A 15096-nucleotide genomic window follows, 5' to 3' on the forward strand; every position below is an offset into this window, starting at 1 on the left:
CCCGTCGAGGGGGTCAGCAGGTCGCGGCGATCACTTGCCGGCGGCAGCGGCCTTCTCCTTGCGGATGGCCTTCTCGTCGTTCTCGTCGTAGGCCTTGTTCTGGCACTCGGCCTTCCACTTGTCGTTGGCGTCGTAGTGCTTCTCGGTGCGGTCCTCGATGGCCTTGAACTGCGCGTCCAGCGCATCGACCTTCTCGCTGAAGGCCTTGCGCTTGACGCCCTGCTCGGCATCGGCGGCCTTCACGGCATCGACCATCGGGCCGAAGGCGTTCGCGCGGGCCATATAGGCCTCGTTGCGCGCCTTCAGCTCGGCCTTTTCGAGCTTGGGGGCGTCGGCCGTCAGCGCCTCGTGGGCCTTCAGTATGGCTTCCTTCTCGGCCTTCACGGCTTCGACCTGCTTGCCCAGCGCGGCTTCGCCGGCCTCGATCGTGCCCTTCTCGGCCTTGAGCTTGTCGGCGTTGGCCTTGTAGGAGGCCTGTTCGGCCTTGATGGCCTCGGCCTCCTTGCCATTGGCTTCCTGCGTATCGATGCAGGCACGCAGTTCGTCGCGCGTCATCAGCTTGGGCTTGGGTTTTTCCACGACCGGGTTGCTGACCTTGTTGTTCTTCGGGTCGACCTTGGCCTTGGTGTTGGTGGTGACCTGCGCCTGGGCAGAGACAGCGATGACCAGGACCAGCGGGAGGAGGATGCGTTTCATGTCGAGCGCGCAACGCGGGGTTGCGAAGGTTCAGAAGCGGGAGCCGGAATCATGCCACGAGGCTTCGCGTCGATAATGGCGGGCTGCCCTTAGTAACCACCGTTTCATGGCGCTCAAAGCCACCATCTACAAAGCCCAGCTCCAGATCGCCGACATGGACCGCCATGTCTACGGCGACCACAACCTCACGCTCGCCTGCCACCCCAGCGAGACCGAGGAGAGGCTGATGATCCGCGTGCTGGCCTTCGCGCTGAATGTGCCGGCCGACGACCTGCGCGGGCGCCTGGAGTTCACCAAGGGCCTGTCCGACGTCGACGAGCCCGACCTCTGGCAGCTCGACCTGACCGGCGACGTCGTGCACTGGATCGACCTTGGCCAGCCCGACGACCGCCGCCTGATGAAGGCCCACGGCCGCAGCGAGCGGGTCAGCGTCTACAGCTTCGCGTCCAGCACCGAGGTCTGGTGGCGCAACCTCGAGAACAAGCTGACCCGCGCACCCAAGCTGGCCGTCTGGCAGATCCCGGCCGAGCAATCGCAGGCGCTGGCGGCCCTGGCCGCGCGCAGCATGCAGCTGCAGATCAGCATCCAGGATGGCAGCGTCTATGTGTCGACCGCGGACGCGTCGGTCGAGATCCACCCCGTCGCGCTGAAGACGCCTGCCCAATGACGCCCCGGCACGAGCCCGAGCAGCAGCGCTTCACGCTGCCGACCACGCCGCCCAGCGTGCTCGACTACGAGCTGCTGCCGGGTCGCGTCGTCTTCACCCACACCGGCGTGCCCGACGCCTGCCGCGGCCAGGGCCTGGCCGCCCAGCTCGTCGAGGCCGGCCTCACCTGGGCCCGCGCGCAGGGGCTGAAGGTCGTGCCGGCCTGCAGCTACGTCGCCCTTTTCCTCCAGCGCCATCCCGAGTGGCGCGATCTTTCGTGAGCAATCCATGAGCACCATCCTGCAATCCGTCCCCGTCGGCCAGAAGGTCGGCATCGCCTTCTCCGGTGGCCTCGACACCTCCGCCGCCCTGCACTGGATGAAGCTCAAGGGCGCCCTGCCCTATGCCTACACGGCCAACCTGGGCCAGCCCGACGAGCCGGACTACGACGAGATCCCGCGCAAGGCCATGCTCTACGGCGCCGAGAAGGCCGTGCTGGTGGATTGCCGCGCGCAGCTCGTCGCCGAAGGCATTGCCGCGCTGCAGGCCGGCGCCTTCCATATCAGCACCGCCGGCGTCACCTACTTCAACACCACGCCCATCGGCCGCGCTGTGACCGGCACGATGCTGGTGGCCGCGATGCAGGCCGACGGCGTCAACATCTGGGGTGACGGCAGCACCTTCAAGGGCAATGACATCGAGCGCTTCTACCGCTACGGCCTACTGACCAACCCGGCGCTGAAGATCTACAAGCCCTGGCTGGACCAGACCTTCATCGACGAACTGGGCGGCCGCGCCGAGATGTCGGCCTTCATGACGGAGAAGGGCTTCGCCTACAAGATGAGCGCCGAGAAGGCCTACTCCACCGACTCCAACATGCTGGGCGCTACGCACGAGGCCAAGGACCTGGAGCACCTGAGCAGCGGCATCCGCATCGTCAACCCCATCATGGGCGTGGCCTTCTGGCGCGACGACGTCGTCGTCAAGGCCGAGGAGGTGACGGTGCGCTTCGAGGAAGGCATGCCGGTCGCGCTGAACGGCGTCGAGTACCGCGACCCGGTGGCGCTGCTGGCCGAGGCCAACAAGATCGGCGGCCGCCACGGCCTGGGCATGAGCGACCAGATCGAGAACCGCATCATCGAGGCCAAGAGCCGCGGCATCTACGAGGCCCCGGGCCTGGCCCTGCTGCACATCGCCTACGAGCGCCTCGTCACCGGCATCCACAACGAGGACACCATCGAGCTCTACCGCGACAACGGCCGCAAGCTCGGCCGCCTTCTCTACCAGGGCCGCTGGTTCGACCCCCAGGCCATCATGCTGCGCGAGACCGCCCAGCGCTGGGTGGCCCGCGCCGTGACCGGCGAGGTGGCCATCGAGCTGCGCCGCGGCAACGACTACTCGCTGCTGGACACCCGCAGCCCCAACCTGACCTATGCGCCCGAGCGCCTGAGCATGGAAAAGGTCGAGGACGCGCCCTTCAGCCCCGCCGACCGCATCGGCCAGCTGACGATGCGCAACCTCGACATCAGCGACACGCGCGGCAAGCTCGGCGTCTACACCGGCGTCGGCCTGCTGGCAGGCGGCGGCCTGCCCCGCCTCGAGTAATCGCACACCCTCTGGCAGGGTTTTGACGAATACTGTATAAAACTACAGCATTCACTGAGGAGCCTGCCATGTACGGTCAATACCGCCAGAACTACGTCCCCGGTCGCCCCCTGCCGATGTGGGTCCAGAAGCTGCTGAGCTGGCTCTGAGAACGAGCCCTGGGAGCCGCCGTCAGAACTCATCAGCCACACGGACGAAGCTGGCAAAACGCGGTTTTCCGCCCGGCGTCAGCTCACGGTAGCGGTAGGTCACCGTCGAGCCCATCGGCGGCGGGTTGCGGCGTTGGGCGTCGGTGAAACCCGTGCCCAGCTTGAAGCGCAGGCCCTCGGGCGTCTGCAGCACCAGGGCACCAAGCTGGCCGGCCAGCCGCCCCTTGCCGGGCATATGGCCGACGACGACGGCCTCGGCGTCCGCCAAGGGCTTGAGCTTGAGCAGCAGGTCGCTGCGCCCCGCCGCCAGCGGTGCGTCGGCGCGACGCAGCATCAGGCCCTCGCCGCCCGCGTCGACCACCTGCTTCAGCAGCGCGAGCAGTTCGGCATTCGAGCCGCAGCGCTGCTGCACCACGGGCAGCAGGACACCGCCAGCCAGGGTCTCGAGCTTGGCGGCCCGCTGGGAGAAATCGCCGCCGCTCGCCGGCAGTTCGAACACACGGTAGCTGACGCGATGCCATTCCGCGTCCACCGGCTCGGCGCGCCGCACGGTGGCCGACAGCGTGTCGAAGCTGCGCCGCGCGATCCACAGCTCGCCGTCCAGCGCCAGCCTGGGCAGCGAGGTCAGGAACCAGGCAGGCGCGGCGACCACGCGGCCGCTGCGAAAGCGCAGCGTCGCCCCGTCCCACAGCGCCCGCACGCCGTCGAGCTTCTCGCTGACGAGATAGGGCCTCGGGTCGATGCCGCAGGCCCGTTGCGAGCCAGCAGCGGCTCCAGCGCCAGCACCGGCCCGCTCAGGCTGCCCAGCCAGGCCAGCAGCACCCGCCGGCGCAGTGTCTTCACGCTCATCGCCACCCTCGCTCATGGACCGAAGGCGGCCATCATCGGGCCGGCCTATCTACCGTGCGTGGCAGGATTCACCATCAGACCACCACCGGCTCCGGCTCCAGCCGGATGCCGAAACGGCCATAGACGCTTTCCTGGATGGCCCGCGCCAACGTGACGACCTCGGCACCACGCGCCTCGCCCTTGTTGACCAGCACCAGGGCCTGTTTCTCGTAGACCGCCGCTCCACCCACCGTCTTCCCCTTCCAGCCGCAGGCGTCGATCATCCAGCCGGCCGCGAGCTTCACGCTCCCATCCGGCATAGGGTAGTGAACGATGCCGGGGTCGCGGCCGATGATGTCGCGGCACTGCTCCTCGGTCACGACCGGGTTCTTGAAGAAGCTGCCGGCATTGCCGATGACGGCCGGGTCGGGCAGCTTGGCGCGGCGCACCGCGACGATCCAGTCGAAGATCTGGCGCGCATCGGGCGCCGTGATGCCGGTCTCGGCCATCCTGCGCTCGATCTCGAGGTAGCCGAGCACCGGCCGCCAGGGCCGCGGCAGCCTCAGCCGCACCTTGGTGATGACGCTCTTGCCGGCCAGGCCGCCGAAGTCGCTGTGCTTGAAGACGCTGTCGCGATAAGCGAAGCGGCAGACCTCGGCCGGCAGCAGCGCCGGCCGGCCGGTGACGAGGTCCATCACCTCAACCGCCTCCAGCCTGTCCTTGACCTCGATGCCGTAGGCGCCGATGTTCTGCACCGGCGCCGCGCCTACCGTGCCGGGAATCAACGCCATGTTCTCCAGGCCCGGCAGGCCCTGCTCCAGCGTCCAGCCGACCAGCTCATGCCAGACGACGCCGGCACCGGCCTCGACGATCCAGGCGTCGTCGCGGGTCTCGAGCAGCCGGATGCCGGGGATCTCCACCTTCAGCACGACGGAGTCGACGTCCTTGGTCAGCACCAGGTTGCTGCCGCCGCCAAGCACGAACTTCGGCGCCCGGCCCAGCTCCGGATGGTCCACGACGCGGCGCACGTCGGCCGCCTCGCGGATGCGCACGAGGCGGCGCGCGACGGCGGGCAGCCCGAAAGTGTTGTACGGCCTGAGGTTGACATCGGTCTCGATCAGGACGCCGGGGGCTTCATTCGCGGGGGGCGCGGCGCTGGCAGGGGTTAGGCTCATGGGAAAATTTTCGCAGACGCCAACCCAACGAGCTTTCAATATGCCCAGCTTCGACACCGTTCTCGAACCCGACCACGTCAAGATCCGCAATGGGGTGGACAACAGCATCAAGGAAATCGGCACCCGTTTCGACTTCAAGGGCACCGGCGCCAAGGTCGAACTCAAGGACAAGGAAATCCACAGCACCGGCGACAGCGAGTTCCAGCTCGAGCAGATCGAGGCCGTGCTCTACGCCAAGCTGACCAAGCAGGATGTCGTCATCAGTTTCCTGGACAAGCAGGACAAGATCGAAAAACTCGGCGGCGACAAGGTCCGCCAGGTCTACAAGATCAAGGAAGGCATCGAGGCCACACTGGCGAAGAAGATCGTCGCCTCGCTGAAGGAGAGCAAGCTCAAGGTGCAGGCCAGCATCCAGGGCGACGCGGTGCGCGTGACGGGCAAGAACCGCGACGATCTGCAGACGGCCATCGCCCACCTGAAGAAGAGCTTCAGCGACACACCGCTGACCTACAACAACTTCCGCGACTGAACATGCACCGCCTCGCGCCCCTCGCCCTGCTGTTGGCTCTCGCCCTGCTGGGCCGGGCCGAGGCCCAGCCCCTGCCGCCCTCGCAGGTGCAGCTCAACGGCACGCTCGGCACGCGCGCGGCCCTGCTGCTGATCGACGGCGAGCCGCGCACCGTCGAGGTCGGCGCCACCGTCAACGGCGTCAAGCTCATCGCGCTGGAGGACGGCCGCGCCGTCGTCGAATACGGCGGCCGGCGCCAGAGCCTGACCCTCGGCGCGGCGCCGGGGCGCGTCGTCTCTCAGAACGCGGTGACGCCACGCCAGATCGTCCTGTCGGCCGGGCCGGGCGGGCACTTCACGACGATGGGCGCGATCAACGGCCACGCCACGAACTTCCTCGTCGACACCGGCGCGACCGCGGTCGCCATCGGCCAGCCCGAGGCCGACAGGCTCGGGCTGCGCTACCTCAACGGCCGGCATGTCATCACGCAGACGGCCAACGGCCTTGCGCCGGCCTACCAGATCCAGCTCGCCAGCCTGCGCATCGGCGACGTCGAGGTGCGCAATGTCGAAGCCATCGTCATCCCGGGGCTGCTGGGCTATGTGCTGCTCGGCAACAGCTTCCTGAACCGCTTCCAGATGCGTCGCGAGAACGACGTCATGACGCTGGATCTGCGGTACTGAACCCCTTCGGCAGGCCTCTGCAAGAATCCGGCGCCCATTTCAGCCGGCCAGCCTCGATGCCCCGTCATCCTGCCTCGCTCGCCGGCCTGCTGGCTGCCCTGCTGATCGCTGCAGCGCCGCGAGAGGCGCGGCATCGCCGGCGCCATCATCCAGCTGAAGAACGCGCTGCAGGCCGACAAGACCCAACTGCCGGTGCATGTGCTGCCCGGCAAGGCCCCACTGGCGGAAAGCCGGCCCTCGGCGGCCGAATTCGAGCTTGGCGAGGCCATTCGCCCGGGCGTCAACCGCGCCGAGGTCGCCGTCGCGCTGGCGATGGACGCGCAGGGCAAGCAGACCGAGATGCTCGACGACCCGCGCCTGCAGCGGCGGGCCTGCCGCCAGGCATCCAGACGCAATTGCTGCTGGAGCGCTCGCTGGCCCCGTCCGATCTGGGCGGAGGCAAGGCCGCCCTCGCCTCCGTGATGGCGGCCCGCGCCGCGCCTTCAGCCCGAGTGACTTCAACACCTGGGTCGCCGAGCAGCCGCCAATTCACCGAGGCCATGGCCGCGGCCGACCAGGCCATCAAGCTGGCGCCCACCAATGGCGAGGCCCTGTGCCAGAAGGCGTCCCTCTAACACGCCAACAGCCAGATTGCGAAGGCCCAGCCCGACGACGGCCAGGCCCTGATCACCGTCTACCTGCGTGACAAGCAGAGCACCAAGGCGCTGGGCGTGGCCGACTCCCTGGCCCGGGCCGGCCGCAAGGCCGAGGGGCGCGAAGAGCTCAATGCCGCACTGCGCAACCGCGCGACATTTGGCACGGCGGCCGATGCCAGGCAATTGCTCTCCACCGTTGACTGAGGGGAGTTTTGCCGTTGTTGGCTCGTCGGGGGGGGGGGGGGAGCAATTTGACAAACAGGGACTCCTGCGCGACCCGAAAGGCGCTCCTCGGAATGCCTTTTTTGCTTTCTGCCCCCTGGTTCGCACTGTCCCTGGCCGGACAGCCAGGATACGAACGACCGTGCTAAAAAGCTCGGCATTCCCATCACGACACAGGGACGCGGAGACACATGGACCTCAACTTCACCGATGCGGAGCTGGCCTTCCGCGCCGAGGTGCGCGAATGGGTGCGCGCCAATCTGCCGGCCGACATCGCCCACAAGGTGCGCAACGCACTGCGCCTGAACAAGGACGACCTGCAGCGCTGGGCCAGGATCCTCGGCGCCAAGGGCTGGCATGGCTGGGCCTGGCCCAAGCAGTTCGGCGGCCCCGGCTGGAACGCCGTGCAGCGCCATCTGTTCGAGGAGGAATGCGCCCTCGCCTGCGCGCCGCGCGTCGTCCCTTTCGGACCGGTGATGGTGGCGCCCGTCATCATGGCATTCGGCTCGCCGGAGCAGCAGCAGCGCTTCCTGCCCGGCATCATGAGCGGCGAGGTCTGGTGGAGCCAGGGCTATAGCGAACCGGGCTCGGGCTCGGACCTGGCCTCGGTGAAGTGCCGTGCGGAGCGCAAGGGCGACAAATACATCGTCAACGGCCAAAAGACCTGGACGACGCTGGGCCAGTATGGCGACTGGATCTTCTGCCTGGTGCGCACCTCCACCGAGGGCAAGCCGCAGACCGGCATTTCCTTCCTGCTGATCGACATGAAGACGGCCGGCGTGACAGTCAAGCCCATCATCATGCTCGACGGCGAGCACGAGGTGAACGAGGTCTGGTTCGACAACGTCGAGGTTCCGGCCGAGAACCTGATCGGCGAGGAGAACAAGGGCTGGACCTATGCCAAGCACCTGCTCTCGCACGAGCGCACCAATATCGCCGACGTGAACCGCGCCAAGCGCGAACTGGAGCGGCTCAAGCGCATCGCCAAGGCCGAGGGCCTGATCGACGATGCGCGCTTTCGCGACCAGATCGCGCTGTGCGAGGTCGACGTGGTCGCGCTGGAGATGATGGTGCTGCGCGTGCTGTCCGGCGAGCGCAGCGGCAAGCAGCCGCTGGATGTGGCCGGCCTCTTGAAGATCCGCGGCAGCGAACTGCAACAGCGCTACACCGAGCTGATGATGCTGGCCGGCGGCCCGCTGGCCCTGCCCCATGTCCACGAGGCGATGGAAGCCGGCTGGCAGGGTGACCAGTGGCTGGGCGGCGCCTGGATCGGCGGCGCCACGCACGCCATCCCGCTGACCGGCAACTACCTCAACGTCCGCAAGACGACGATCTACGGCGGCTCGAACGAAGTGCAACGCAATATCGTCGCTCAGACGGTGCTCGGCTGATCGCGGAGGCAGACAAGATGGATTTCGATTTCACTGAAGACCAGCAGGCCCTGCGCGATGCGGTGCAGCGCTTCGTCGACAAGGACTACGCCTTCGAGCGCCGCGTGCAGATCGCACGCGCCGGTGGCTTTGACCGCGCCGTCTGGGACGGCCTGGCCGGCCTGGGCCTGACCGCACTGGCCGTTCCCGAGGCCCATGGCGGCTTGGGGCAAGGCGCCGTCGAGGCGATGGTGGTCATGGAGGAGCTCGGCCGCGGTCTCGTCATGGAGCCGCTGGCCCAGGGCGCATTGATAGCGCCGGCCCTGCTGAGCAAGGCGCCCGATGACCTACAGGCCGCCTGGCTGCCACGCATCGCCGGCGGCGAGGCCCTGGTCGTGCTGGCCCATCAGGAAGCCAAATCACGCTACCGGCTGCATCAGGTTGCCACGCGCGCCGTCGACGGCAGGCTGAGCGGCGTGAAGAGCCTGGTGCCGGCCGGCGACGTGGCCGATGCCTTCATCGTGCCGGCGCGCGTGTCCGGTGCCGACGATGCGGCTGAGGGCATTGCGCTCTACCTCGTCGAGCGCTCCGCAGCCGGCGTGCACACGCGGCCCTACTCGCTCTACGACGGCTCGCGTGCCGCCGAAGTCCACTTCGACAACACGCCGGCCCGGCTCATCGCCGGCCCCGACCGGGGCCTCGCGCTGCTCGAACTGGCCGCCGACATCGGCATCGCGGCCCAGGCCGCCGAGGCCGTGGGCGTCATGGAGCGCCACCTCGCGCTGACCGTCGACTACCTGAACACGCGCAAGCAGTTCGGCGTCGCCATCGGCAGCTTCCAGGCCCTGCGCCACCGCACTGCCGACGTGAAGATGCAGCTGGAGCTGGCCCGCTCGATGAGCTACTACGCGACGCTGCGCCTGGGCGATGCGCCCGCAGTGCGCCGCCGCGCGCTGTCGCAGGCCAAGGTGCAACTCGGCCAGGCGATGCGTTTCGTCGGCCAGCAGTGCACGCAGATGCACGGCGGCATCGGCGTCACCGACGAATACGCCGGCAGCCACTACTTCAAGCGCCTGACCGTCATGGAGATGCAATGGGGGGACAGCATGCATCACCTGGGTGAAGTCAGCGCCCGGATGCTGGACACTGCGGGGGTATTTGCCTGAGCAGCGCCTGTCGGCGCTGCCCTCTCTCTGCCCTCGTGGAGGTCACCCGATGAAGTTCCCTGCCGCCCTGTTGCTCGCCGGCCTTGCCGCCGTTCAGTTTTCGACACTGGCCCATGCCCAGACGATGAAGCCCGGGCTGTGGGAGTTCAAGCAGACCCCGCAGCTCGACCCCGCCCGCCAGGCCCAGATGGCCCAGGCGCAGAAGGCCATGGAGAACATGCCGCCCGAGCGCCGCCAGATGATGGAACAGATGATGGCCCAGCGTGGCGTCAGCATGAACATGGCCGGCGGCACGATGACGATTAAGACCTGCGTGACCAAGGAGCAGGCCGAGCGCAACATGGCGCCGGTCACGCATCACGGCAACTGCAGCCAGGATGTGAAGCGCAGCGGCAGCGTCATCCAGACCCACTTCGTCTGCACCGACCCGGCCTCGGAGGGCGATGCCACCGTCACGCTGCGCGGCAACGAGGGCTTCACGAACGAGGTCAGCGTGCGGCACCAGCGCCAGGGCAAGACCGAGGTCACCAAGGTCAGCGGCGAAGGCCGCTGGCTGGGCGCCGACTGCGGCGACGTGCAGCCGATGAAGTCCCAGGCCAAGTGAAGCAGAGGCTGTCGCAGATCCTGTTCAGTCAGGGCTTCGGAACGCGGCGCCTGTGCGCCGGGCTGGTGTGGAACGGTGAAGTCACGGTCAACGGCGAACTCGTCGATGACCCGGATGCGGAGTTCGAGACGAACGGCCTGCGCTTCACGATCGGCGGCCAGGAATGGCCTTGCTACGACAAGGCACTGATCCTGCTGAACAAGCCCGCCGGCTACGAGTGCTCGCAGAAACCCAAGCACCATCCCAGCGTGATGAGCCTGCTGCCGGCACCATTGCGCGAACGCGGCGTGCAGCCCATCGGCAGGCTGGACGAAGACACGACCGGCCTGCTGCTGCTGACCGACGACGGCTCGCTGATCCACAAGCTGACCTCGCCCAAGCACCATGTGCCCAAGGTCTACGAGGCGCGCTGCAAGCATCCGCTGACGGCCGTGATGGCCGAGCAGTTGTTGGCCGGCGTCGAGCTGAAGGAGCCTGAAAGCAAGGCGCCGGGCAAGTTCCAGCGCCCGCCCGAGATCAGCAAGGCCGAAGGCGCCGAGATCGTCGACGAGACGCTGCTGCGCCTCACGTTGCTAGAAGGCAAGTACCACCAGGTCAAGCGCATGGTGGCGGCCGTCGGCAACCGCGTCGAGGCCCTGCACCGGCCGCAGTTCGGCGCTCTGACCTTGCCCGCAGACCTCAAGCCGGGCGAATGGCGCTGGGTGCCGAGCCCGGACCTTGTCTGGAGCCAGTGACCCAGCAGGGACAATGCGCCCGATGCGAGTTTTCAGAGGCTTCCACCACCCCGGCATCGCGCCCGCCTGCGCGCTGACCATCGGCAACTTCGACGGCGTGCACCGCGGCCACCAGGCCATGCTGGCACTGTTGCAGTCCGAGGCCCGCCACCGCGGGTTGCCGACCTGCGTGATGACCTTCGAGCCCCACCCGCGCGACTTCTTCGCCGCCAGGGCCGGCAAGCCCGAGCTGGCCCCGGCCCGCATCGCACCGCTGCGCGACAAGCTCGGCGAGCTGGAGCGCTGCGGCATCGACCAGGTCGTCATCCTGCGCTTCGACGAGGCCCTGGCCTCGCTGCCGGCCCAGGACTTCATCCGCCAGGTGCTGGTCGACGGCCTGGGTGCGCGCTATGTGCTCGTCGGCGACGACTTCCGCTTCGGCGCCAAGCGCCAGGGCGACTACGCGACGCTGGACGCCGCCGGCCAGTCGCGCGGCTTCGACGTGGCCCGCATGATGAGCTACGAGGTGCATGGCTTGCGCGTCAGCAGCTCGGCCGTGCGCGAGGCCCTGGCCGCGGGCGACATGGCCGCCGCCGCGTCGCTGCTGGGCCGGCCCTATGCCATCTCGGGCCACGTCACGCACGGGCGCAAGCTCGGCCGCCAACTGGGCGAGAGCGCGCCGGGCGCCGCCGATGGCTTTCGCACGCTGAACCTGCGCTTCCCGCACGACAAGCCGGCCGCCCACGGCATCTTTGCCGTGCTGGTGCATGGCCTGACGCCCGAGCCCCTGCCCGGCGTCGCCAGCCTGGGCAACCGACCCACGGTGGAAGACGCGGGCCGGGTGCTGCTCGAAGTCCACTGCCTGGAGTGGCCCGAATCCAAACTCGGTGCCGAGGGGGGCTACGGTAAACTCGCCCGCGTGGAACTGTTGCACAAACTCCGCGACGAAGCCCGCTACGACGGGCTGGAGGCGCTCACGGCCGCTATTCGCGCCGACACCGAAGCAGCGCGCGCCTTTCTGGCCACCCACGCCGCTCAACGTCGCCAGACCACGCGCGACCGAATTTGAAGCGGCGCCCCGCCGCTCTTCGTTCCGCCCTCCCCGTCTTCTGAATCGCCAGACTTTTCGTCTGGCCGCATGCCATGACCACCCCGGACTACCGCTCCACGCTCAACCTGCCCGACACGCCCTTCCCGATGCGCGGCGACCTGCCCAAGCGCGAGCCGGGCTGGGTCAAGGCCTGGGATGAGCAGGGCCTGTACAAGCGCCTGCGCGACGCGCGCTGCGGCAAGCCCAAATTCGTGCTGCACGACGGCCCGCCCTATGCCAATGGCCAGATCCATATCGGCCACGCCGCCAACAAGATCCTGAAGGACATGATCGTCAAGGCGCGCCAGCTGGCGGGCTTCGACGCGGCCTACATCCCCGGCTGGGACTGCCACGGCCTGCCCATCGAGAACCAGATCGAGAAGACCTTCGGCCGCGGACTGCCGCGCGACGAGGTGCAGGCCAAGAGCCGCGCCTACGCCACCGAGCAGATCGACGGCCAGCGCACGGACTTCAAGCGCCTGGGCGTGCTGGGCGAGTGGGACAACCCGTACAAGACGATGAACTTCGCCAACGAGGCCGGCGAGATCCGCGTGCTGAAGCGCATGTTCGAGCGCGGCTTCGTCTACCGCGGCTTGAAGCCGGTGTACTGGTGCTTCGACTGCGGCTCCTCGCTGGCCGAGTTCGAGATCGAGTACGCGGACAAGCAGTCGCCTGCGGTCGACGTGGCCTTCCTGTCGGCCGAACCCGAAAAGCTGGCCGCTGCGTTCGGCGTCGCGTCTCTGGCCAAGGATGCCTTCACCGTCATCTGGACCACGACGCCCTGGACCATCCCGGCCAACCAGGCGCTGAACCTGAATCCCGAGCTGCCGTATGCGCTGGTGGACACGCCCAAGGGCTATTTCGTCGTCGCCGAGGCCCTCGTCGAGAAGTGCCTGGCCCGCTGGCAGCTGGAAGGCAGCGTCGTCGCAACGACGCCGGGCCGCTCGCTGGAACTGCTGAAGTTCAAGCACCCGCTGGCCCACGTACATCCCGGCTACGACCGCGAGAGCCCGGTCTACCTGGCCGACTACGCCACTGCCGAGGACGGCACCGGCGTCGTCCATTCCGCGCCCGCCTATGGCCTGGACGACTTCCAGAGCTGCGTCGCCCACGGCATGGCCTTCGACGACATCCTGAACCCGGTGCAGGGCAATGGCGCCTACGCCGCCGAGTTGCCGCTGTTCGGCGGCCAGCACATCTGGAAGGCCAATGCCGTCGTCGCGCAGACACTACTGGACAACGGCCGGCTGATGGCCCAGTCGAAGCTGACCCACAGCTACCCGCACTGCTGGCGCCACAAGTCGCCCGTCATCTACCGCGCCGCGGCGCAGTGGTTCGTGCGCATGGACGAAGGCGATGGCCTGTTCACGACGAGCAAGGCGCCCGACTGTCTGCGCAAGACCGCGCTGGCCGCCATCGAAGCGACCAGCTTTTACCCCGAGAACGGCCGCGCCCGGCTGCACGACATGATCGCCGGCCGGCCCGACTGGTGCATCTCGCGCCAGCGCAGCTGGGGCGTGCCCCTGCCCATCTTCCTGCACAAGGACACGGGCGAGGCGCATCCGAACACGCTCGAGTTCATCGAGCGTGCGGCCCAGCTCGTCGAGGCCAACGGCATCGAGGCCTGGTCCAAGCTCGACGCCGCCGAGTGGCTGGGCGCCGAAGCCGCCCACTACACCAAGGGCAACGATATCCTCGACGTCTGGTTCGACTCCGGCTCCACCTTCGAGCATGTGCTCAAGGGTAGCCACAAAGGCGCCGCGCACGAGAGCGGCCCCGAGGCCGACCTCTACCTGGAAGGCCATGACCAGCACCGCGGCTGGTTCCACTCCTCGCTGCTGATCGCCTGCGCGCTCTACGGCCGCGCGCCCTACAAGGGCCTGCTGACCCACGGCTTCGTCGTTGACGGCCAGGGCCGCAAGATGAGCAAGTCCATGGGCAACGTGGTCGCACCGCAGGCGGTGTCGGACAAATACGGCGCCGAGATCCTGCGCCTGTGGACGGCCGCGACCGACTATTCCGGCGACCTGGGCCTGGACGACAAGATCCTGGCCCGCGTCGTGGACAGCTACCGCCGCATCCGCAACACGCTGCGCTTCCTGCTCGCCAACGTCAGCGACTTCGACCCGGCCACCGACACGGTCGGCTCCGAACAGCTGCTGGAAGTGGACCGCTACGCGCTGGCACGCGCGGCCGAGCTGCAGAAGGACATCCTGGCCCATTTCGAGCGCTACGAGTTCCACCCGGTCGTCGCCAAGCTGCAGGTCTACTGCTCCGAGGACCTCGGTGCCTTCTACCTCGACGTGCTGAAGGACCGCCTCTACACGACGGCGCCCAAGTCGCTCGCCCGCCGCTCCGCGCAGACCGCGCTGTGGCAGATCACGCACGCGATGCTGCGCTGGATGGCGCCCTTCCTCAGCTTCACGGCCGAGGAAGCATGGCAGGTGTTCGTGGACAGGCGGTTGGGCGAGAGCATCTTCACCGAAACCTATTGGGACTTCGGCGCCACCGACAACGCGCTGCTGTCCAAGTGGGACCGCATTCACCAGATCCGCGACGAGGTCAACAAGGCCATCGAGGCGGTCCGCGTGACGGGTGCCGTCGGCGCCTCGCTGCAGGCCGAACTGGTGCTGCAGGTCAACGAGCAGGACCAGGCCCTGCTCGCCAGCCTGGGCGAAGACCTGCGCTTCGTCTTCATCACGTCGGCGGTCAGGCTGGTGTCGGCAGCGCAGTTTGGCGTCAGCGTCACGCCCAGCAGCCATGCCAAGTGCGAGCGCTGCTGGCACTACCGCGCCGACGTCGGCAGCAACCCCGAGCGTCCGACGCTGTGCGGCCGTTGCGACAGCAACCTCTACGGCGCTGGAGAAACCCGCACCGTGGCCTGACCCCGCCGCCGCGGACCGGCGCCGGGCCGCTCCCAAGCCGGCCCGCAGGCGATGTGCTTGCGGCTCAATGCCGCAAGCATCGCCGTCCCCTCGGGGGCTGAGCCCGGACACGTTGAGCCCA

At 68.0% G+C, this 15096-nt stretch carries 16 protein-coding genes; 13 read left to right on the plus strand and 3 right to left on the minus strand.

Features of this window, described 5'->3' with window-relative positions; all coding sequences use genetic code 11:
• Positions 1 to 30: 30 nt before the first annotated feature.
• On the minus strand, positions 31 to 696 hold the full coding sequence (locus tag EV671_RS09005) for a hypothetical protein (protein ID WP_132570976.1): 666 nt from the start codon (positions 694 to 696) through the stop codon (positions 31 to 33).
• Between the two features lie 106 nt (positions 697 to 802).
• Between EV671_RS09005 and EV671_RS09010 the strand changes: the two genes are divergently transcribed.
• Genes EV671_RS09010 through argG form a run of 3 tightly spaced genes read left to right on the plus strand, consistent with a single transcriptional unit; the run spans position 803 to position 2947 of the window.
• The gene (locus EV671_RS09010; protein WP_132570977.1) at positions 803 to 1363 is read left to right on the plus strand and encodes a YaeQ family protein; all 561 of its coding nucleotides are present in this window, start codon (positions 803 to 805) and stop codon (positions 1361 to 1363) included.
• Positions 1360 to 1623 carry a GNAT family N-acetyltransferase gene (locus tag EV671_RS09015; RefSeq protein ID WP_132570978.1) on the plus strand — a complete coding sequence of 88 codons (264 nt, stop codon included), beginning with the start codon at positions 1360 to 1362 and terminating at the stop codon, positions 1621 to 1623. Before EV671_RS09010 ends, EV671_RS09015 begins: the two co-directional genes overlap by 4 nt.
• Before the next feature lie 7 nt (positions 1624 to 1630).
• Positions 1631 to 2947, plus strand: a complete 1317-nt coding sequence (argG, locus tag EV671_RS09020) for an argininosuccinate synthase (RefSeq protein WP_132570979.1) — start codon at positions 1631 to 1633, stop codon at positions 2945 to 2947.
• Positions 2948 to 3118: 171 nt separating this feature from the next.
• Here the strand turns inward: argG and EV671_RS09025 are convergent, their stop codons facing one another.
• Both EV671_RS09025 and murB read right to left on the minus strand, forming a co-directional pair.
• Positions 3119 to 3961: a DNA ligase gene (locus EV671_RS09025; RefSeq protein WP_165917514.1), complete on the minus strand. Its 843-nt coding sequence runs from the start codon at positions 3959 to 3961 to the stop codon at positions 3119 to 3121.
• A 58-nt stretch (positions 3962 to 4019) separates the two neighbouring features.
• Positions 4020 to 5099 (minus strand): UDP-N-acetylmuramate dehydrogenase, encoded by a 1080-nt coding sequence (gene murB, locus EV671_RS09030; protein WP_132570980.1) that lies wholly within the window; start codon positions 5097 to 5099, stop codon positions 4020 to 4022.
• A gap of 40 nt (positions 5100 to 5139) precedes the next feature.
• Between murB and EV671_RS09035 the strand changes: the two genes are divergently transcribed.
• The 10 genes from EV671_RS09035 (at position 5140) to ileS (ending at position 14975) form a co-directional block, all read left to right on the plus strand.
• Positions 5140 to 5628, plus strand: a complete 489-nt coding sequence (locus EV671_RS09035) for a YajQ family cyclic di-GMP-binding protein (protein ID WP_132570981.1) — start codon at positions 5140 to 5142, stop codon at positions 5626 to 5628.
• A 2-nt stretch (positions 5629 to 5630) separates the two neighbouring features.
• The gene (locus EV671_RS09040; protein ID WP_132570982.1) at positions 5631 to 6290 is read left to right on the plus strand and encodes a retropepsin-like aspartic protease family protein; all 660 of its coding nucleotides are present in this window, start codon (positions 5631 to 5633) and stop codon (positions 6288 to 6290) included.
• A gap of 192 nt (positions 6291 to 6482) precedes the next feature.
• Positions 6483 to 6752, plus strand: a complete 270-nt coding sequence (locus EV671_RS09045; RefSeq protein WP_132570983.1) for a hypothetical protein — start codon at positions 6483 to 6485, stop codon at positions 6750 to 6752.
• Between the two features lie 248 nt (positions 6753 to 7000).
• Complete coding sequence (locus EV671_RS27735; protein ID WP_277592384.1) at positions 7001 to 7129, plus strand: hypothetical protein; 129 nt, start codon at positions 7001 to 7003, stop codon at positions 7127 to 7129.
• A gap of 209 nt (positions 7130 to 7338) precedes the next feature.
• Entirely contained in the window at positions 7339 to 8538 is a 1200-nt protein-coding gene (locus EV671_RS09050) for an acyl-CoA dehydrogenase family protein (RefSeq protein WP_132570984.1), read from the plus strand.
• 17 nt (positions 8539 to 8555) lie between these two features.
• A complete protein-coding gene (locus EV671_RS09055) occupies positions 8556 to 9683 on the plus strand; it encodes an acyl-CoA dehydrogenase family protein (RefSeq protein ID WP_132570985.1) in 1128 nt (375 codons plus the stop codon).
• Positions 9684 to 9732: 49 nt separating this feature from the next.
• Positions 9733 to 10287, plus strand: a complete 555-nt coding sequence (locus EV671_RS09060) for a DUF3617 domain-containing protein (protein WP_132570986.1) — start codon at positions 9733 to 9735, stop codon at positions 10285 to 10287.
• A complete protein-coding gene (locus EV671_RS09065; RefSeq protein ID WP_132570987.1) occupies positions 10284 to 11021 on the plus strand; it encodes a pseudouridine synthase in 738 nt (245 codons plus the stop codon). The genes EV671_RS09060 and EV671_RS09065 overlap by 4 nt, the downstream gene beginning before the upstream one ends.
• Positions 11022 to 11043: 22 nt before the next feature.
• Positions 11044 to 12069 carry a bifunctional riboflavin kinase/FAD synthetase gene (locus EV671_RS09070; protein ID WP_132570988.1) on the plus strand — a complete coding sequence of 342 codons (1026 nt, stop codon included), beginning with the start codon at positions 11044 to 11046 and terminating at the stop codon, positions 12067 to 12069.
• A 74-nt stretch (positions 12070 to 12143) separates the two neighbouring features.
• A complete protein-coding gene (ileS, locus tag EV671_RS09075; RefSeq protein WP_132570989.1) occupies positions 12144 to 14975 on the plus strand; it encodes an isoleucine--tRNA ligase in 2832 nt (943 codons plus the stop codon).
• Positions 14976 to 15096: the final 121 nt, after the last annotated feature.

Source organism: Roseateles saccharophilus (genome assembly GCF_004342485.1).
Lineage (GTDB): Bacteria > Pseudomonadota > Gammaproteobacteria > Burkholderiales > Burkholderiaceae_C > Pelomonas > Pelomonas saccharophila.